Source organism: Mycobacteriales bacterium, assembly GCA_035550055.1.
In the GTDB taxonomy this organism is placed as follows: domain Bacteria; phylum Actinomycetota; class Actinomycetes; order JAFAQI01; family JAFAQI01; genus DASZTV01.
On record DASZRO010000056.1, the window covers coordinates 1 to 17,881 of the forward strand.

At 67.2% G+C, this 17,881-nt stretch carries 20 protein-coding genes, 3 pseudogenes and 1 riboswitch; of the genes and pseudogenes, 14 read left to right on the forward strand and 9 right to left on the reverse strand.

Features of this window, described 5'->3' with window-relative positions; translation table 11 throughout:
- Together VG899_08860 and VG899_08865 are read left to right on the forward strand one after the other, a co-directional pair.
- The coding region (locus VG899_08860) for a TraM recognition domain-containing protein (protein HWA66463.1) at window positions 1-1,695 on the forward strand (1,695 nt) is incomplete at its 5' end.
- A complete protein-coding gene (locus VG899_08865; protein HWA66464.1) occupies window positions 1,692-2,294 on the forward strand; it encodes a hypothetical protein in 603 nt (200 codons plus the stop codon). The genes VG899_08860 and VG899_08865, both read left to right, overlap by 4 nt.
- Window positions 2,295-2,532: 238 nt before the next feature.
- On the opposite strand, the gene VG899_08870 is transcribed toward VG899_08865, so the two are convergent.
- The gene (locus tag VG899_08870) at window positions 2,533-3,975 is read right to left on the reverse strand and encodes a recombinase family protein (GenBank protein ID HWA66465.1); all 1,443 of its coding nucleotides are present in this window, start codon (window positions 3,973-3,975) and stop codon (window positions 2,533-2,535) included.
- A gap of 22 nt (window positions 3,976-3,997) precedes the next feature.
- Here VG899_08870 and VG899_08875 point away from each other — a divergent pair.
- A pseudogene (locus tag VG899_08875) lies at window positions 3,998-4,084 on the forward strand (peptide-methionine (S)-S-oxide reductase MsrA).
- 112 nt (window positions 4,085-4,196) lie between these two features.
- Here VG899_08875 and VG899_08880 read toward each other — a convergent pair.
- Window positions 4,197-4,496 (reverse strand): DUF5522 domain-containing protein, encoded by a 300-nt coding sequence (locus tag VG899_08880; protein ID HWA66466.1) that lies wholly within the window; start codon window positions 4,494-4,496, stop codon window positions 4,197-4,199.
- A 44-nt stretch (window positions 4,497-4,540) separates the two neighbouring features.
- Window positions 4,541-4,777, forward strand: a riboswitch (cobalamin riboswitch).
- A gap of 125 nt (window positions 4,778-4,902) precedes the next feature.
- Between VG899_08880 and VG899_08885 the strand changes: the two genes are divergently transcribed.
- The 5 genes and pseudogenes from VG899_08885 (at window position 4,903) to VG899_08905 (ending at window position 9,089) form a co-directional block, all read left to right on the forward strand.
- Window positions 4,903-7,296 (forward strand): ribonucleoside-diphosphate reductase subunit alpha, encoded by a 2,394-nt coding sequence (locus tag VG899_08885; GenBank protein ID HWA66467.1) that lies wholly within the window; start codon window positions 4,903-4,905, stop codon window positions 7,294-7,296.
- Complete coding sequence (locus VG899_08890; protein HWA66468.1) at window positions 7,287-8,345, forward strand: ribonucleotide-diphosphate reductase subunit beta; 1,059 nt, start codon at window positions 7,287-7,289, stop codon at window positions 8,343-8,345. The genes VG899_08885 and VG899_08890 overlap by 10 nt, the downstream gene beginning before the upstream one ends.
- A gap of 79 nt (window positions 8,346-8,424) precedes the next feature.
- Window positions 8,425-8,502, forward strand: a pseudogene (locus tag VG899_08895) (peptide-methionine (S)-S-oxide reductase MsrA).
- 90 nt (window positions 8,503-8,592) lie between these two features.
- A complete protein-coding gene (locus VG899_08900; GenBank protein ID HWA66469.1) occupies window positions 8,593-8,838 on the forward strand; it encodes a type II toxin-antitoxin system prevent-host-death family antitoxin in 246 nt (81 codons plus the stop codon).
- Complete coding sequence (locus VG899_08905; GenBank protein HWA66470.1) at window positions 8,835-9,089, forward strand: Txe/YoeB family addiction module toxin; 255 nt, start codon at window positions 8,835-8,837, stop codon at window positions 9,087-9,089. Before VG899_08900 ends, VG899_08905 begins: the two co-directional genes overlap by 4 nt.
- 40 nt (window positions 9,090-9,129) lie before the next feature.
- Here the strand turns inward: VG899_08905 and VG899_08910 are convergent, their stop codons facing one another.
- A complete protein-coding gene (locus tag VG899_08910) occupies window positions 9,130-9,453 on the reverse strand; it encodes a putative quinol monooxygenase (GenBank protein HWA66471.1) in 324 nt (107 codons plus the stop codon).
- Between the two features lie 26 nt (window positions 9,454-9,479).
- Window positions 9,480-10,295, reverse strand: coding sequence for a maleylpyruvate isomerase family mycothiol-dependent enzyme (locus VG899_08915; protein ID HWA66472.1), 816 nt, complete (start codon window positions 10,293-10,295; stop codon window positions 9,480-9,482).
- A 67-nt stretch (window positions 10,296-10,362) separates the two neighbouring features.
- On the opposite strand from VG899_08915, the gene VG899_08920 reads away from it, so the two are divergent.
- From VG899_08920 to VG899_08935, 4 genes are all read left to right on the forward strand, one after another.
- Window positions 10,363-11,001, forward strand: a complete 639-nt coding sequence (locus VG899_08920) for a PadR family transcriptional regulator (GenBank protein ID HWA66473.1) — start codon at window positions 10,363-10,365, stop codon at window positions 10,999-11,001.
- A gap of 82 nt (window positions 11,002-11,083) precedes the next feature.
- Entirely contained in the window at window positions 11,084-12,070 is a 987-nt protein-coding gene (locus VG899_08925) for an adenylate/guanylate cyclase domain-containing protein (GenBank protein HWA66474.1), read from the forward strand.
- Window positions 12,071-12,176: 106 nt separating this feature from the next.
- Window positions 12,177-12,533, forward strand: coding sequence for a metalloregulator ArsR/SmtB family transcription factor (locus tag VG899_08930; protein HWA66475.1), 357 nt, complete (start codon window positions 12,177-12,179; stop codon window positions 12,531-12,533).
- Between the two features lie 3 nt (window positions 12,534-12,536).
- Entirely contained in the window at window positions 12,537-12,878 is a 342-nt protein-coding gene (locus tag VG899_08935) for an STAS domain-containing protein (protein HWA66476.1), read from the forward strand.
- Between the two features lie 23 nt (window positions 12,879-12,901).
- Here VG899_08935 and VG899_08940 read toward each other — a convergent pair whose 3' ends face one another.
- Both VG899_08940 and VG899_08945 read right to left on the reverse strand, forming a co-directional pair.
- The gene (locus VG899_08940; GenBank protein ID HWA66477.1) at window positions 12,902-13,117 is read right to left on the reverse strand and encodes a hypothetical protein; all 216 of its coding nucleotides are present in this window, start codon (window positions 13,115-13,117) and stop codon (window positions 12,902-12,904) included.
- A gap of 105 nt (window positions 13,118-13,222) precedes the next feature.
- On the reverse strand, window positions 13,223-13,738 hold the full coding sequence (locus VG899_08945) for a histidine phosphatase family protein (protein ID HWA66478.1): 516 nt from the start codon (window positions 13,736-13,738) through the stop codon (window positions 13,223-13,225).
- Between the two features lie 35 nt (window positions 13,739-13,773).
- Here VG899_08945 and VG899_08950 point away from each other — a divergent pair, with 35 nt between their 5' ends.
- On the forward strand, window positions 13,774-14,613 hold the full coding sequence (locus VG899_08950) for a carboxymuconolactone decarboxylase family protein (protein ID HWA66479.1): 840 nt from the start codon (window positions 13,774-13,776) through the stop codon (window positions 14,611-14,613).
- 15 nt (window positions 14,614-14,628) lie between these two features.
- Here VG899_08950 and VG899_08955 read toward each other — a convergent pair whose 3' ends face one another.
- The 3 genes and pseudogenes from VG899_08955 to VG899_08965 all read right to left on the reverse strand — a co-directional run bounded on the left by VG899_08955 (window position 14,629) and on the right by VG899_08965 (window position 17,481).
- Window positions 14,629-15,198 (reverse strand): hypothetical protein, encoded by a 570-nt coding sequence (locus VG899_08955; GenBank protein ID HWA66480.1) that lies wholly within the window; start codon window positions 15,196-15,198, stop codon window positions 14,629-14,631.
- 62 nt (window positions 15,199-15,260) lie between these two features.
- A pseudogene (locus VG899_08960) lies at window positions 15,261-16,178 on the reverse strand (RNA polymerase sigma factor).
- 529 nt (window positions 16,179-16,707) lie between these two features.
- Window positions 16,708-17,481 (reverse strand): thioesterase family protein, encoded by a 774-nt coding sequence (locus VG899_08965; protein ID HWA66481.1) that lies wholly within the window; start codon window positions 17,479-17,481, stop codon window positions 16,708-16,710.
- A 23-nt stretch (window positions 17,482-17,504) separates the two neighbouring features.
- Here VG899_08965 and VG899_08970 point away from each other — a divergent pair.
- The coding region (locus VG899_08970; GenBank protein ID HWA66482.1) for a sulfite exporter TauE/SafE family protein at window positions 17,505-17,881 on the forward strand (377 nt) is incomplete at its 3' end.

Here is a 17,881-nt window from a genome sequence, read left to right on the forward strand (position 1 = left end):
ATCACCGCCTGCGGGCTCGCCATCGCAGCGGGAATCGCCGGAATCGGCTGGCTCGTCGCCCACACCGCCGCCGCGCTAACCGGGCAACACCTCACAGTCAGCCTCACCGACTCAATCCGAGCGCTCATCGACTGGCACCACTACCTCGGCGATCCGCGGCGCGCGTTCCCACCCGGCGCCCGTCACCACCTGCCAGGCCCGGCACTGATGTACCTCGCGGTCGCGATCGTCGCAGGAGGACTTGCCGCTGTCGTCGCGCTGGCGGTCCGCCTTGCCAATCGTTTGCGGCTCGCCCACCGCCGCGGTTACGCCACCGGGCAGGAGATCCGACGCACCCTCTCCTACCGCGCCGCCGCGCAACGCGGCCCCGCCTCGGCGTCGGGACCTCGGTCGGTGCTAGCTCTTGGGATCGACCGGCGCACCGAACAGCAGCTCTACGGCGCCGCCGAGGACTCCTACCTCTACCTCGGTCCACCCCGTTCCGGGAAAAGTGTTCACCTCGTCATCCCGCAGACCCTCGACGCTCCCGGCGCGGCACTCGTCACCGAGACGCGCCCCGACGTCCTCTCCCATACGCTGCAACTGCGCGCCACGCACGGCCCGGTCGCCGCCTTCGATCCACAGCACCTCGCCGGCGACCGCGTCCCCCGGTTGCGCTGGGCACCGCACGCCGGCTGCGTCGACCCGCTGACCGCGATCACCCGTGCCCGAGCGCTCGCTGCCGGCGCGCAACTGTCCCCAGCCTCAGTCACCGACGCCGCATTCTGGCAAGGAATGACCGAAGCCGTGCTGCGCTGTTACCTACACGCCGCCGCTCTCGACGACCGCAGCATGCGTGATGTGCTGACCTGGACCGCTCGTCCCGCCGACCCCACACCGGTGCGGATCCTTCGCACTCACCCCGACGCCGCGCCCGGTTGGGTGGAAGAGCTCACCGCGCAATCCGCGGCTGACCCCCGCCAACGTGACTCGGTTTGGGCCGGGGTCCGTCGCGCGGTCGATTCTCTCGCTGACCCTCGGGTGCTCGACGCCTGCTCCCCACCAGCAGGTGAGGCGCTAGACCTCACCGAGTTCATCCGCGACCGCGGGACTCTCTACCTGCTCGGTACCACCGGTGCGCAGCTCACCGTCGCGCCACTTGTGACGGCCCTCGTCGAAGCCCTCGTTGACACCGCCCGCACCCTCGCCGCCGCCACCCCGGGCGGACGGATCGACCCGCCGCTGACCGTGCTGCTCGACGAAGCCGCGAACATCGCGCCGATCCCATCCCTGCCGAACCTTCTCGCCGACGGCGGCGGATCCGGCATCACCACGATCTGCGTCCTGCAGTCACTCGCCCAGGCCCGCGCCCGTTGGGGACAAGCTGGCGCCGACGCCATGTGGGACGCTGCGACGACGAAGGTCATTCTCGGTGGTCTCGCCCATGCCGAGGACTTGCAGCGAATCAGCCAACTCGCCGGCGACATCGACGACCCGGTCCGCACCCGCACCCACGGCGCGGGCGGCGCCTCGACCTCGATCGCCCCCCGGAGACTGTCCGCACTGCCGATCGAGGTACTGCGCACCCTGCCCGAAGGCACGGCGATCGTGCTCGCCCGTCGCACGCCGCCAGTACACGCACGCCTCACGCCGTGGTGGGACGGCCCCCATGCTCACGTCATCGAAGCCGCACTTGCCGATCGATCCAACCGATGACCGACCTCGAGCGGCTCGCCGCCGACCTCGCCGAGCTTCGCGAGGATGTGGACTACCTCGCCTCAATCGTCGAACCGGGCCTAGTCGCGGCTCCTCCCAATAGCGCGCCGGCGCCGCCTCCGCTTCCCTCGGTCGAGGGAGGTGTCGAGGCTCAGGCCTCACGCGCCGGCATTGCCCATGTGTGGCACACGCTCGCGCCAGACGAAGCGGACCTCGCCTCAGCGGCGCTCGCCAAGTGGGTGGACTGGCTTTCCGCCCGCTACACCCTCGACGACACCATCCCCACCTGCTGGTATCGCCATGGCGCCATGGTCGACGAGCTCGACGCGTTGCGCGCCGCATGGACCGCCGCCTATCTAGACCCACACGCCCGTCCAATCGACGCCACATATTGGCTCGAGTCTCTCGACCGCGCGGTCATGCGGCTGCATATATGGGACCGCTACGGCTGCACCGCTGGCACCCACCAAGACGACACCACTGGTGCAACGCGCTCGGCGAGCGGCTCGAGGGCAAGTCACCTGAATACCGACATCGATACCCGTCTGCCGGCACGGCCTCTTTACGCCGTCACAAGCGATCCTCCCGTCGACCGATAGCAGCAAGCGCGAGGTGCGTGGACAGGTGCAGATGGCGTGGGGGAGTTCGTGGGGACACCGTCCTGCTGACCTGCCACTCGCAGGTGGCCGCATCGGCGGCGCCAGAAGGGCAGCGGTATGAGTGGTGGCCTTGACCCAGTCGTTGTTGATGCGCGCCGTGCCGCAGCGCAGGCGCCGAGGCTAGGGAGTGAGACGATGGCCGAGTTATCTCGTCTCTTTGGGGTCGAGCTTCGAGAGGCTAGCCCTCGGCACGCCAGACCAGCTCGACCGACCCCTCGACCCACTTCTTGGTCCCGCGTGGCACCGGGTGAACGACGACCGAATGCAGATAGCGCTTCACCACTTCGCGCTGCCAGTTGAGGTCGTTCTTGTCCCAGGCCGCGCGCAGATCTGCCGGCGCAGCATCAGCCGTCGTCTTGCTTGCCCGGACGGCGTCGCGCTCATGTCGTAGTTCCTTGATCCGCATGTCGATGGCTTCGAGTGATGCGAAGTAGCTCTCATCGGTGATGCCGCCGGCCTTCCACTTGTCGATGAGGCTTGACTTGCGCTGCTGCGACTCAGCGAGTTCGGCTTCGCCGGTCCATTCATCGGTGATTGGCTCGCCGATCTGGAAGGTCTCGGCCTTCGCGAATAGAGCTTCGACTACAAACTGGTCGAGCCGCGCCATATTGCGCCCGATCCCTGCGCAGCCTCCATTTACCGGCGGAGGACAGATGTAGATCTCCTGCACGTAGCGCGAGCCGTCCTTGCGCTTGTACTTCTCGCCCTTCATTCCCCGCAGCGCTGTCATGCACTTGCTGCATCGCGCGATGCCGGACAGCAATGTCCTCGGCCGCGTTTGAGAGCTCGTTCGTGCGTTCGCCTTCAGCCGTGAATCGATCGCGAGCCAGTCATCAGGGCTGCAGATCGCCCGCCATGCGCCGACGACGGGCTGGCCCTTTGCATCTCTGACGATCTCGCCATTGAGCCTGCGCCACCCGCACAAACGCGGATTGCCGAGGTACTTGCGCATTGCGTCGGGTGTCCATGGGTTGCCTTTGGCTGAGGCAATGCCGGCGTCGCGAAGGTCGCGCACGATGGAGTTCAGCGACAGACCTGCAATGTAGGCCCGGACGGCCTTCTGTGCGAGGGGTGCTTCTGCAGGGTCGAGTGACAGTCGGTCGGGCAGCCAGCCGAAAGGTCGCGTTCCCCCCACGGGTTCGCCGCGCTCGGCCTTCTGGCGATGCTTTCGCTCGAGCCGCTCGGATATGCGCTCTGCCTCGGCCGCATCGACATTGGCCTTGATGCGCGCCACCATGCGTCCGTCCGCGGTGGACAAGTCGTCCTCTCCGCTAACCACAGTCGAGAAGATCACGCCGGTCTCACGATGTAGATCGATGAGGTCCTCGTTCTCACGCGGCCTGCGTGTGAGGCGGCCATTGGAGTAAGCGAGGACGTACTTGAAGCGCCCGGCCCGAACTCCCGCCACCATCTCATCCCAGGCGGGACGTGCTTTTCGACTGCGAGTTGATGCGCTGACGTCGTTGTCGATGAAGAGGGCGTCTTTGGCGATGGACACGCGGAGGCGTATGGCGAGCTTGCGGCAGTCTTCCTCCTGCCGCTTTACGCCGAGGGCGTTTCCTTCGGAGTCGTCAGAGATGCGGCAGTAGATCGCGCCGGGTCGAGTCACCGATGGAGGCACGCACTAAATACTACGTACGAACGACTACTACCACCAGCAGTATCTGGCCAAGAACCCGAACGGCTACTGCGGAATCAAGGGAACAGGCGTCTCCTGCGCGATCGGCTAGGGCGCTGCGAGCGAGCTGTAGCCGGCGCTACCGCGGGGTTCGCGCCGTTGCCGTCTGACGTTGCTAGAGCATCGTCAGACGGCAATCGCGTGTCGATCGGATGAGCGAAGGGTCAGTCCTCGATATATGGGCAGTGGCGACACCCTCGTCCACAGCAGTAGGCGCGGTCGGCAAGGAAGGATGCCGATAGGACGAACAGGCCCGAAGTCGGATCGATATATCCGGCTTCGTTGCGCGCGACCGCGTCGGCGTGAGCGCCGATGATCTCGTCTCGGCCGGGGGTGTCGAGCGCGAGGCGAGAGGGCGCCGGTTCAGTGAGCGGTCGTGCTGCAAGGGGTTGCTGGATCACGGCTATGAACAGTAGGCGCCGCTGATCGGCAGGTCCCAGCCAGCCGAATGCGGTGAGCGACACGCCGACACAACATGTGGTCCCCGAAATCATTGGAGATTCCACATATGGTCGGCGACGCAGCTGGTTCGCCGACCTTTCCAGGGCCGTCGAGGCAACAGGGAACCCGGTGAAAGACCGGGACTGCCCCGCAGCGGTGAGTGGGAACGACCGCCGTCCGCCGGCGCTGGATGAGCAGCGCAGGCGACAGCACTGAGGGAGACCTCGGGAAGCGACGGCTAGTAGGAGGCCCGACAGGGCCGTGCCCGCGAGTCCGAAGACCTGCCAGCGCACCGCACCCGCCGGGTGCGGTGGTCCGAGGTCGCGTGGGACGACCGGCGGGCTGAGGCGGCACCACTCGGGTGCCGCGATAGCGCCGTCGCCCCTCGTATCTCGGATCCGATCGGACCGAGCTCACGAGGAGAGGGCAATGACGGTCACCGAGGACGCACCCGCGATCCGCCGCACCCAGATGCAGGTCCAGAAGCGCAACGGTGATCTGGAGCCGGTCGATGTCAACAAGATCGTGCGCGCGGTCGAACGCTGCGCCGATGGGCTGGTCGACATCGACCCGCTGCGGATCGCGACGAAGACGATCAGTGGCCTGTACGACGGCGCGACCACTGCCGAGTTGGACCGGCTCTCCATCCAGACCGCCGCCGAGATGATCGGTGAGGAGCCCGAGTACTCGATGCTCGCGGCGCGGCTGCTGGCGAGCTACATAGACAAAGAAGTCCGCAACGAGGGCATCGCGTCGTTCAGTCAGTCGATCGCCGTCGGTCATGCCGAGGGCCTTATCGGCGACGAGACCGCGAGGTTCGTCAAGGACAACGCGCGCAAGCTCGACTTCGCGATCGACACCGCCGGCGACCGCCGCTTCGGCTACTTCGGGCTGCGCACGGTCTATGACCGATACCTGCTGCGCCATCCGGTCGGCCGCAAGGTCGTCGAGACGCCGCAGTACTTCATGCTGCGTGTCGCCTGCGGCTTGTCACAGACCCCGGCCGAGGCGATCGACTTCTACAACCTGCTGTCGTCGCTCGCCTACCTGCCGAGTTCACCGACGCTGTTCAACTCCGGTACGTCACACAGCCAGATGTCCTCCTGCTATCTGGTGGACTCGCCGCGCGATGAGCTCGAGTCGATCTATGACCGCTACGCCCAGGTTGCGAAGCTGTCGAAGTTCGCCGGCGGCATCGGGATCTCGTGGTCGCGGGTGCGCTCGCGCGGCGCTCTGATCCGCGGAACGAACGGCCAGTCCAACGGCATCGTACCGTGGCTGCGGACGCTGGACTCCTCAGTCGCCGCGGTCAACCAAGGCGGCCGTCGCAAGGGCGCGGCGTGTGTCTACCTCGAGCCGTGGCACCCGGACATCGAGGAGTTCCTCGAGCTGCGGGACAACACCGGTGAGGACGCCCGTCGTACGCACAACCTCAACCTCGCGAACTGGATCCCGGACGAGTTCATGCGTCGGGTCGAGGCTGACGAACTGTGGTCGCTGATCGACCCCAACGAGGCACCGGAGCTGCCCGACTTGTGGGGCGACGCATTCGATGCGAAGTACCGCGAGCTCGAGGCCGAGGGCCGCTTCGTCAAGCAGGTGAAGGCGCGCGACCTCTACGGGCGGATGATGCGCACGCTCGCGCAAACCGGGAACGGCTGGATGACGTTCAAGGACGCATCCAACCGGACCTGCAACCAGGTCGACCCGGCCGGTGGGCTCGGCTCGCCTGTCGTGCATCTGTCGAACCTGTGTACCGAGATCATCGAGGTCTCGTCGGACACCGAGACCGCGGTGTGCAACCTCGGGTCGATCAACCTCGCAAAGCACGTGACGGCGGACGGCGTTGACTGGGAGAAGCTGCGCGCGACGGTCCGTACGGCAGTGCCGTTCCTCGACCGGGTGATCGACATCAACTACTACCCGAGCGAGGAGGCGGCGCGGTCGAATCCGCGGTGGCGCCCGGTCGGCCTCGGGGTCATGGGACTGCAGGACGTGTTCTTCGCGTTGCGGCTCGCATTCGACTCTGAGGCCGCCGTCGAGCTGTCGACCCGGATCGCGGAGGAGATCTACCTGACGGCGCTCGAGGCGTCTGCGGAGCTGGCGAAGCGATACGGGCCGCACCCGTCGTTCAACGCCACGCGGGCGGCGCGAGGCGAACTTCAGCCAGACCTGTGGGGAGTCACCCCGACGCAGACCGAGCGGTGGGAGTCACTTCGTGCGACCGTGGCCGCGACCGGCTTACGCAACTCGCTGCTCATCGCGATCGCACCGACTGCGACGATCGCCTCGATCGCCGGCTGCTATGAGTGCATAGAGCCACAGGTGTCCAACCTGTTCAAGCGCGAGACACTGTCGGGAGAGTTCCTGCAGGTCAACTCGGCGCTGGTTGCCGAGCTGAAGGGCCTCGGCCTATGGACGCAGGAGATCCGGGACGAGATCAAGAGAGCTGACGGCTCTGTGCAGGGTGTCGAAGCGCTGCCAGCGGAGACCCGGCAGATCTACCGCACCGCGTGGGAGCTTCCGCAACGTGCGCTGATCGACATGGCGGCCGCACGTTCGCCGTACATCGACCAGAGTCAGTCGCTCAACCTGTTCCTGGCGTCGCCGTCGATCGGGAAGCTCTCGTCGATGTACCTCTACGCCTGGAAGAGCGGGCTGAAGACGACTTACTACCTGCGGTCGAGACCGGCCACCCGGATCCAGCAGGCGACGGTGGCCGCAGCGATGCCTGTCGAGTCGCCGGCGGTCGTCGACGTCACCGACGAGGCCGCCGTCGCCTGCTCGCTCGAGAACCCGGAGAGCTGCGAGGCGTGCCAGTGACCGTCGTCGATCTCACCGCCACCGAGCCGCAGGCCGCTTCAGGCGAGCGTCCGAATCTGCTCGACCCCGGATTCCAGCTGACACTACGACCGATGCGCTATCCGCGCTTCTACGACCAGTACCGGGACGCCATCAAGAACACCTGGACGGTCGAAGAGGTCGACCTGCACCACGACCTCCCCGACCTCGGGCGGCTCTCTCCCGCCGAGCAGCATCTGGTCAACCGTCTCGTCGCATTCTTCGCGACCGGCGACACGATCGTCGCGAACAACCTCGTGCTCAATCTGTACCAGCATTTGAACTCACCCGAGGCCCGGCTGTATCTGTCGCGGCAGCTGTTCGAGGAGGCAGTGCACGTCCAGTTCTACTTGACGCTGCTCGACACCTATATCCCCGATGAGCGGCAGCGGCACGAGGCCTTCGCCGCGGTCGAGAACATCCCCTCGATCAAGCGCAAGGCGGACTTCTGCTTCAAGTGGATCGACTCGCTGTCGGAGCTGCACCGGTTGGACACGACCGAGCAGCGCCGGGCGTTCCTTCTCAACCTGATCTGCTTTGCGACCTGCATCGAGGGATTGTTCTTCTACGGCGCCTTCGCGTACGTCTACTTCCTGCGATCGCGCGGCCTGCTCAACGGCCTGGCATCGGGCACTAACTGGGTGTTCCGCGATGAATCGATGCACATGGCCTTCGCCTTCGATGTCGTCGAGACGATCCGGCTGGAGCAGCCGGAACTCTTTGACGACAACTTGGCCGGGTTGGTCACCGAGATGATCGCCGATGCCGTGGAGTGCGAGACGCAATTCGCGGCAGACCTGCTCGGTGGCGGTGTCTCCGGGCTGCCGGTGGCGGACATGCGGCAATACCTCGAGCACGTCGCCGACCGACGTCTGACCCAGCTTGGCATCGCACCGCTCTACAACTCGACGAACCCGTTCGGGTTCATGGAGCTGCAGGACGTACAGGAACTGTCGAACTTCTTCGAGCGCAGGGTCTCGTCGTATCAGACGGGGATCACTGGTCAGGTTGCCTTCGACGACGACTTCTAGCGGCGCTTGTATGGTCCCGAGCCACTGCTTCCGGCCGATCGCTGGACCCACGGTCGCGACTTGCGCCGGGTTGAACTGACACCAGCAGTACTTGGCCAAGAACCCGAACGGCTACTGCGGAATCAAGGGGACCGGGGTCTCCTGCGCGATCGGCTGAGCGACCCACGCGAGTATGAGCCGGGCCTAACCCTCGTTTGACGGTGCCGCCGACTGGTACCGTAATGTGGTACCAGTCGGAGGTGGGCCAGTGGTCATTACTGCCAGTGAGGCGCGCAAGCATCTCTTCCCGCTCATCGAGCAGGTCAACGCGGACAGAACGCCCGTGGAGATCACCTCACGCCGCGGCGACGCCGTGCTGATTTCGCGCGAGGAGTTCGACGCTCTGCAGGAAACAGCTCATCTGCTTCGCGCGCCGAAGAACGCCCGGCGACTCCTCGAGAGCCTCGACCAGGCGGTCTCCGGCGAGCGCGAGGAGCATGAGCTGCAGCGGTGAGGCTGGTCTTCACGCCGCACGGCTGGGAGGACTACCAGCACTGGGTCCAAACCGATCGGACCACTCTCGAGCGGGTCAACAGGTTGATTGACGACGTCCTTCGGGATCCGTTCGCCGGCATCGGAAAACCGGAGCAGCTTCGCCACGTCCTTTCCGGTGCATGGTCGCGCCGGATCACCGAAGAGCATCGGCTCGTGTACCTCGTCGACGGTGACGACGTCGTGATCTTGCAGGCCCGCTACCACTACTGAGAGGTCTCGCAGCAAGAGCCTCCCCTTCGCGCGGCTTTCGCTACTCGACGCGCATCTCGCCGAGCTCGGACCAGTCGCCCTGGTCGAGCATCTGGCTCACGATCCGCGGGGTCTCGGCGAGGTAGCGGGGCAACTCCGCCTGAGCCCTGCGGAAGTGGTCGGACTGGACGTGGGCGGCGCCGGACTCACCGTCGCGGAAGGCCTCGACGAGGACGTACTCATTCGGGTCGTCGAGGCTGCGCGACCAGTCGAACCACATGCACCCGGGTTCGGCGCGAGTTGCCTCGGTGAACGGCTTGGCGATCTCGGGCCAGCGATCAGCCGCTTCGGGACGGATCCGGAACTTCGCGGTGATGAAGATCATGCGCGCCCTTTCACGACTAGCGACCGCTACGGCTTCTGGAGGTGCTTCGACAGACGCGCCACCCGCCAGGGTCGCGGCCCGCCCACGCGAAGCCCACCGCGCAGGCTCTCGACGGTCCCGATCCGGGAGTAGAACATCAGCAAGAGTGTCTCAGCGGGTCCGGTCAGCACCACATCGACCGGTTCGTCGCGGGTCGCTGGGCGGCTGTCGAGCCTGCCACCGGCGAACGCCAGCATCCAGTCGACCGCACCCGCGGTACGCACGAGCACCCGCAGCGTGCCGGTGGCGGTCGGCTCCGCGTAGCCCGGCGTAACCTGCAAGGCGCCGTTCATGATCAGCAGAGCGTCGCGGGAGTCGATCGTCCACGGCCTGCCGAGACCGCGGGCAAGGTCTCGGCCGTGGATCAGGAACTCACCGACGAGGTTGGACAGCCCGCCCGCGGCGTCGATCGTCGTACCGCCATGGAAGGGGAAGCGCTCCCGGAGGTCGACCTCATGCGCGGGGAACTCGCCACGGACCTTGTCCATCTGCGCATCCAGTTGTGCCAGCAGTTCGGTCATGTCGAGGCTTCCGAGTTCGTGAAGCTCGCGGTCGTTGAGTACGTCGACCTCGCGCACTGTGTCGCCGAGCCCGTCGGTGCTCCTGATGTCGCGCTCGGTATAGCGGCGCGCAACGGTCAGGATGTGGCCGACGAGGTCACGCGCTGTCCACGACGAGCCGGCGACGACCGCCTGCGGTCCGACGGCGCGGGCGAGCTCGGTCAGCCGAGCCTGTGCGTGGTCGATGCGGTCCCAGAGCTCCAGGCCATCCGTGGTGATGAATCGTTGATATGCCTGTGCCATTGCGATCTCCCCGTGAGCCGTGAAGTACTGAAATCTTCAGTACTGAAGTTTGCAGTACTATGTGACGGTGAGTGACCGCCTGTCAAGCAGCTCCTACGCCGTGCTGGGGATGTTGGCCATCCGCCCTTGGACGCCGTACGAGCTCACGCAACAGTTCGTGCGAAGCCTCGCCTACTGCTGGCCCGTCTCCGAGCGCCAGCTCTACACCGAACCCGAGAAGCTGGTGGCCGCCGGGTTTGCCACCGCGCGGCCGATCGGCCCGGAACGGCGTGCGCGCCGCGAGTACTCGATCACCGCTGAGGGTCGTGCCGAGCTCGCCAGATGGCTCGGCACGGCTCCTGCACCACCGCGGGTCTTCAGTGAGCCGCTGCTTCGGGTGCTGTTTGCCGACCAGGGCGAGCCCGCCGACCTGCTGCTCGCGCTCACGACGTTGCGAGCGGACATCCGCCAACAGATGCATACCGGTCGCGCCCAGATGCTCGAGTACCTCGACGGACGCGCTCCTTTCCCTGAGCGGACCCACCTGGTGGCCATGTTCGCCGACCTGACGGATCGGATCTTCCGCGTCATCGACGAGTGGAGCGACGAGGCCCTTCACGAGGTGGCGAAGTGGCCGACCACCAACGGGCTCGGGATGACTCGCACCGCGAAGCGCCAGCTGCAAGCGGTCACGCGACCCGTCGACCCCGAAGCGCGGCGATCTTGACGCTTTCGGCCTGATGGCGGCGTCTTCAGGCCGACAACGTCAAGATCACCGGGGAAGGGCCGGGGCGCGGCACACTGCAGTCGTGGCTGCATCGTCGGAACGTGCCGATTCCGTGCTCGACGGCGTGATCGATCCCGAAGCATTGCGCTTCACCGCCGCCGAGGTGTCGGCTCTGACGGGGGTGTCGCCCGCGTCGATGGAGCGGCTCTGGCACGCCGCCGGGTTCGCGTGGCCGTCGCCGACTGAGGTTGCCTTTGCCGACTCGGACGTCGAGATCGTCAAAGCATTCGGCTTCGGCTGTGAGCTCTTCGGCGAAGAGGGTCCGCTCCACTTCACCCGCGCAATGGGCGTCGCGATGGCCCGTGTCGGGCACGCGGCGGTGTCAGTGTTCCTCGTCGGCATGGCCGAGTCGCTGCGTGACACGCAGGAGGCCGATCAACGCGCCGCCTACGAGCTGGCAGGTGAGTCGTTCAACTCGTTGCCGCCGGTCCTGGAGCGGCTGTTCCGCCGGCACGCGAGCCGTGCAGTGGAGCGCTGGCGTCAGCAGCGGGACGCCGGGGAGCGCTACGACGTCCAACGCCTCGCGATCGGGTTCGTTGACCTGGTCGGTTTCACCGCCCAGACCCGCGACCTGTCGCCCACCGACCTGGCGGACCTGATGGTTCGCTTCGAACAAAGCGCCTTCGAGTCGGTGACGGCGGCGGGGGGCGAAGTGGTGAAGCTGATCGGCGACGAGGTGATGTTCGTAGCCGACGACGCCGATTCCGGCTCGCGGGTGGCGTTGGCGTTGACGCAGACGTACGCGAGCAGCGACGTGACCCCGCGAGGCGGTGTGGCCTACGGGGGAGTGCTGGCGCGGGGTGGCGACTTCTATGGGTCAGTCGTCAACCTCGCCGCGCGATTGACTGCGCTCGCCGCTCCGGCGGAGGTGCTCGTCACCGCAGACCTGCGAGACGCCGCGACCTCCGACGAGTTCGGCTTCGAGCCGGCCGGCCAGCCCTTGCTGAAGGGCTTCGTCGAGCCGGTCCCGGCGTACGCGCTTCGCTGGCGTCCGACAAAAAGCGGGTGATCTTGACGCTTTCGGCCTGATGGCGGCGTCTTCAGGCCGACAACGTCAAGATCACCGGGGAATGGTGGGGTAATTGCAGATTCTGCTAATTGGCTAACATCCACCCATGGCCCTATCGACTCCCGAGATCGCGGTCGCGAAGGCCGACATGTTCCGGGCGTTGGCGCATCCGACCCGGATCCGGGTCCTCGAGGTGCTCGTCGACGGGGAGCAGTCCGTGGGCGCGCTGGCAGACATCTTGAACGTCGACCTGCCCCCGCTGTCCCAGCAGCTCGCGGTGCTGCGCAACGCGCACGTCGTCATGACGCGGCGTGAGGGGTCGATGGTGTTCTACCGGGTCGCGGACCCGCGGATGTCGCAGTTGTTGGTGATCGCAAAGCAGCTGTTGGTGATGGAACTACGAACGGGGCAACAAATGCTGGACAGTCTCGAGGCAAATCTCGTCGGGCACGTCACGGACTGACCGTTGGACCCCATCTCCTGCAAGGTCGAGCAACTCCCGACCGCAACAGTGGTGCACGTGTACGGCGAGGTCGACGTCGCCGGCGCGCCAGTCCTGCGTGAGGCCCTGATCTCCGTGCTGGCTGAACCCTGCTCGCATCTGATCGTCGACCTCAGCGGCGTGGACTTCCTCGACAGCACCGGCATCGGCGTCATCGTGGCGGCTCACACTCGCGCCCTCGCGCAGAACGGCCGGTTCTCGGCGGTCGTGACGACGACTGCCGTGCGGAAGGTCCTGCAGATCACCGGACTGCTCCGTGCCTGGCGCGTCACCGGTTCGATCGAGGACGCGCTCAGCGACGTCTGACCGGCGCCGCTGAGCCGGGGGTGCTACGCCGGCAGGACGGTGACCGTGTCGTGCCAGATGCGCGCGCCCGACTCGCGCTTGAACGACCGGCGGGACCGTCCGCGCGGCGCGCTCGGCGCCGACTGGCTCACCGGCTCCCATCGGTCGAAGGCTTGCGCGAGCAGCGGTGAGTCACGGCGGATCTCGAGCTCGTACGCGGCAAGCCCGGCACTGATCTCCAAGGGCTCGTCGTGATTCATGGCAGGAATATCTCCGCGTTTGCGCGCGGGAATGCCGGTCGCCGGCAAGGCAGTCACCAAAGCGTCACCTGAGTGACGGTCCAAACGGGTACGCCGGCGCGAGCGTCAGCTGCGGTCGGCGCGCGGCGCCGCGAAGGCACGGATCCGGGCCGCGCCGTACGCCAGATCCGACCAGCCGCAGGCGACGTCGAAGACGGTGATCGCGCAGGTCGGGTAGCCGTCGTGCAGCGCGGCCCGGGCGGCTTCGTGGCCGTCACCGTCGTCGAGGGTGATCGCAAGCCCGTGCATCGACGGGTTGTGACCGACCAGGACGAGGGACTCGACCTCATCGGGCACCTCGCTGATGATTGCCAGCAACGCCTCGACGGTGTTGTCGTAGATCCGCGGCTCGGATCTCATCGGCGCCGAAGGGACGGCGCCGGCGATCCGTTCCCAGGTCTGCTGCGCGCGTACCGCGGTCGAGACCAGCGCCAGGCCCGGTGAGACCGCAAGGTCGGCGAGCCAGCGTCCCGCCGCCTCGGCGTCGCGGCGCCCGCGGGGCGCCAACGGCCGCAAGGTGTCGCTGTCGGCGGTCGGCTCGGCCTTCGCGTGGCGGATCAGCACGAGCGTGCGGTTGATCATCGCCTCGAAGCCTAGAGGCGTGCGATGGTGAGCAGGTGACGGTGACCGACCCGCGCGCGATCCACGCCCCGCACGCCTACCGGCTGCTCTGCGCTCTCGATGCGGACGTCGACGCGGCGCTGGGGGCCGACCTCGCCGCCCTGGCACGGTCCCGGGTCGCGATGACGCTGGACCTCCGGCCCTGGCAGCCGCTCGACCCGCCGGACGTCGCTGCGGACTTCGCCGAGCAGTTCGCGCTGGATGTCACCGGCGTGGAGCTGGCACCGCTCGTGCCCCGCCTCGGGGCACAGCTCGTACCGTTCGTGAAGGCGCTGTGGGTGATCGACCTCGGGTTGCGCACCGATGTGGTCCTGGCCCGGCTGTTCGGTGTCGACATCCCGCCCCGCCGACTTGCGGCGTCCTCGCCCGAACCGTTGGTGTTCGACCCGTTCCTGCGGGCGGTCGCGCTGCTCGACGGGTTGGACCCATTGACGACCGAGCTGGTGCGGCTGCGCGTGGCGCGCCACCACAACTGCCGACTTTGCAAGTCGCTGCGAACCCGCGCGGCGATGGCGGCGGGCGGCGACGAGGCGACCTACGACAAGATCGATCGCTTCGCAGACAGCGATCTCGACGAGCGTCAGCGGACCGCGCTCGAGCTGACCGAGGCCATCGTCGTACGACCGGGCGCCATCGATCCCAGCGTCGTCGAGCGCGCACGCGCACACTTCACCGACGCCGAGCTGGTCGAGCTGGTCCTCGATGTGATGCGGAACTCGGCGAACAAGGTGGCCGTCGCGTTCGGGGCGGATGCCCCCAACGTCGCCGATGGGCTGCAGCTCTACGACATCGGGCCCGATGGCGGCATGGTGATGGGGGAGCCGCTGACGGTGTGAGGCGCCCCGGTCGGCTCAGCTCTGCTTGGCGGCAGCCGCGAGCTGGAGGCGGGACAGGGCGACACCGACGATCGCTCCGATGACGACGATCAGCGTCGCCACGCCGCCCGATGGCTTGTTGGTCATCACGAACACCACGCCCAGGAACCCGAATGTTGCGACGTGGGCAATGTCCCAGATCACGGGATCGAGCGCCTGCCGGCGAAGTTCGGCCGGCACGTCGCCGTCGGGCGCGGCATCGATCGCGGCGACCAGGGCTTTGGTACGTGGCGCGAGCAGCGATCCGGCCAGCCCCTCGATGACGATGAGCGTGATCAGTGCCGTAAGGATCCAGCCGTCACCCCAGTGCCAGGCGTGATGGCTCGCGCCGATCAGCCAGGCGCCGAATCCCAGGATGAAGATCGCGAGAATCGGCAGCAGTGGCTCGAGGCGATGGACCAGGCCGGCGAACGGCCGCATCTGGTGAACCGACTTGACGCGCGGCAACGCGTGCAGGCTGGCGTGCAGCACGCCGGCGATCATGAACGACGTGATGACCACGCCGATGTGAAGAAAGAGCGCGACGTTGTACTGCGAGATGCCCACCACTGCTCCCCGGTCTGGACTAGGGGCAGCGTAACGCCGCGGTGTGCGTTAGCGCGGGAGGCTCAGAGCCAGGCCTTCAGCGTGGCGGCGGTGTCGCTACGACGCAGCTCGCGCAGCGTGTCGCGCTCGATCTGGCGGATCCGCTCGCGGGTCAGCCCGAGCTCCTTGCCGACCTCGTCGAGCGTGCGGGAGCGGCCGTCGTCGAGACCGAAGCGCATCCGCATCACGACCGCAGAACGCTCCGGCAGCGAGCCGAGCACCATGCGAAGGCGGTCCTGCAGCAGGCCGAAGTCGACGACCTCGGCGGCGACCGGCGCGTCCATGTCCTCGATGAACTCACCGAACGTGGCGGTGCCGTCGTCGCCGACCGGCGTCTCCAGGGAGAGCGTCTCGCGGCCGTAGCCGAGGATCTCCTCGACCCGCTCGGCGGTCATCTCGAGGACGACGCCGATCTCACCGAACGTCGGCTCGCGGCCGTACTCGGTGGCGAGGTCACGCTTCACGCGCAGCGCCTTGTTGATCTGCTCGACCATGTGAACGGGCACGCGGATGGTGCGGCCCTGGTCGGCGATCGCGCGCTGCAGCGCCTGGCGGATCCACCAGGTCGCGTACGTCGAGAACTTGTAGCCCTTGGTGTAGTCGAACTTCTCGACCGCGCGCACCAGGCCGATGTTGCCCTCCTGGATCAGGTCCAGCAGGGTGAGCCCCTTGCCCTGGTAGCGCTTGGCGAGTGAGACGACGAGGCGCAGGTTGGCCTCGAGCAGGTGGTTGCGGGCACGGGCGCCATCGGCTGCGACGGCCTGAAGGTCGCGACGCAGCTTCACCGGGATCTTGGCGATCTCCTTGGCGTCGGCCTGGCGGATCTTCTCCTGCGCGTAGAGACCGGCCTCGATTCGCTTGGCGAGCTCGACCTCCTGCTCGGCGGTCAGCAGCGCGACGCGACCGATGTCGGTCAGGTACACGCGCACCAGATCCGTGGTCGGGACCTCGTGGTCCCACGAGTCGTCGGCTTCCTCGGCCTCCTGCACCGCCTCGGCGACCTCTGCGGCGGGCGCCGAGCCGGGAGCGTCAGCGCCGATCGTGATGCCGCGCCGGCGGATCGCGGCGATGACGCGCTTGGCCTCGGCGGGGGACACGCCCGCTTCGTCGAGCGCCGTCCGTACCTCAGCGAAGGTCAGCGAGTTCGCCTCGGCACCCTCGAGGAGGTCCTCGACGGGTGCGGGCAGGGCGCTGTTCGCGTCGTTGCGGGCGATCGTGGCGGTGCTCATGGCGGGAGAGGTTCCTTCAGTCAGGGTGGGGGCGTTGCATCAGGTGCAACATCTTTTCCGCCGCAACTGTTCCGCGGCGCGACCGACCATTCTGCCGCATCTAGCTGCGCCTGTCACCCCCCGAAATAGCTGGGAGCAAGCACGACCGCACCTTGCGGGTTGAACGACCAGCGGCAAACGGCACGATTTCCGGCGTACCCGTGATGTTCGTCACTATCCCGCGCCAGCGTGGCGCGGCTCGTCAGCGGTGGCTGACGAACAGCGACTGCGCGCCGCGCGCGACTGCGCCGTGCTGGTCGTAGAGCGTCGACCGGGCCAGTCCGAAGCCGCCTGCGTCGATCGACGTCACCGCGTCGAGGCACACCCACTCGCCGTGCGGGTACCGCTCGAGGTGCACGGTCAGATCCGGGTTGATGAACATCCACTCATCGATCGGCAAGACGTTGGACAGCCCATTGCCACAGTCGGCGACCGCCATCAGTCGCTGCAGGCCGGTCGGCTCCTCACCCGCGACCAGCGGGATCCGCTGCCGGAACCAGCATGCGGCTGGGCCCGGTCTGCGCCAGGAACCGACCGCTTCGCGCAGCTCCATCGCCTCGAGGAACGGCGCACCCCACGGCTCCAGGTTCGCTTCGGCCGGCAGGGGCGGTGCGGCCTGCGGGTCGCCGACCTGACCCGGCAGGTCGAGCTCGCTGCTCCTGATCCGCCATGCTCGGGCCTTGACGGCCACGCGGCCGGCCGCTTCCAGCTCTGCCTCGACGAGCTCGACGCTTCGACCCGACCTCGCCACCACGCTGCGGACCGTGACCTCGGCCTTCGGGACGGGTCCGAGGATCTCGACGGCCATCCGCACGACCGGTCCCGGCCAGGCTTGCTCGGTCGTCTCGCACGCCCGGGCGAGCAACGCCGACGGCGGGCCGCCGTGTTGCAGGCGCGGGTCCCATGGTCCGACCGTCGACTCGGTCGAGGTGAAGACGCCGGGGTCGGACGTCGGCAAATAGAAGGCCTCATCCACGGTCGGACCCTACGCTTTCGGCGGTGAGCCCGACCCATGCTGTGATCATCGTCGCAGTCGGGTTCGTGGCCGGGACGGTCAACACGATCGTCGGATCGGGATCGCTGCTTACGTTCCCGACGTTGCTCGCGCTCGGCTATCCGGCGGTGCTCGCCAACGTCTCCAACACCGTCGGTCTGATCAGCGGATCGGTGAGCGGCGCGGTGGGCTACCGGCGTGAGCTCGCGGGGCAGACGAAGCGAATCCTGGTGCTGATGCCGGCGGTCCTCGTCGGCACGATCGCGGGTGCCAGCCTGCTGCTCGCGTTGCCCGGCTCGGCGTTCCGGCACGTCGTACCGATCCTGATCCTGTTCGCGGTCGCGCTCGTCATCGTCCAGCCGACCATCGCGCGGCGCCGCGC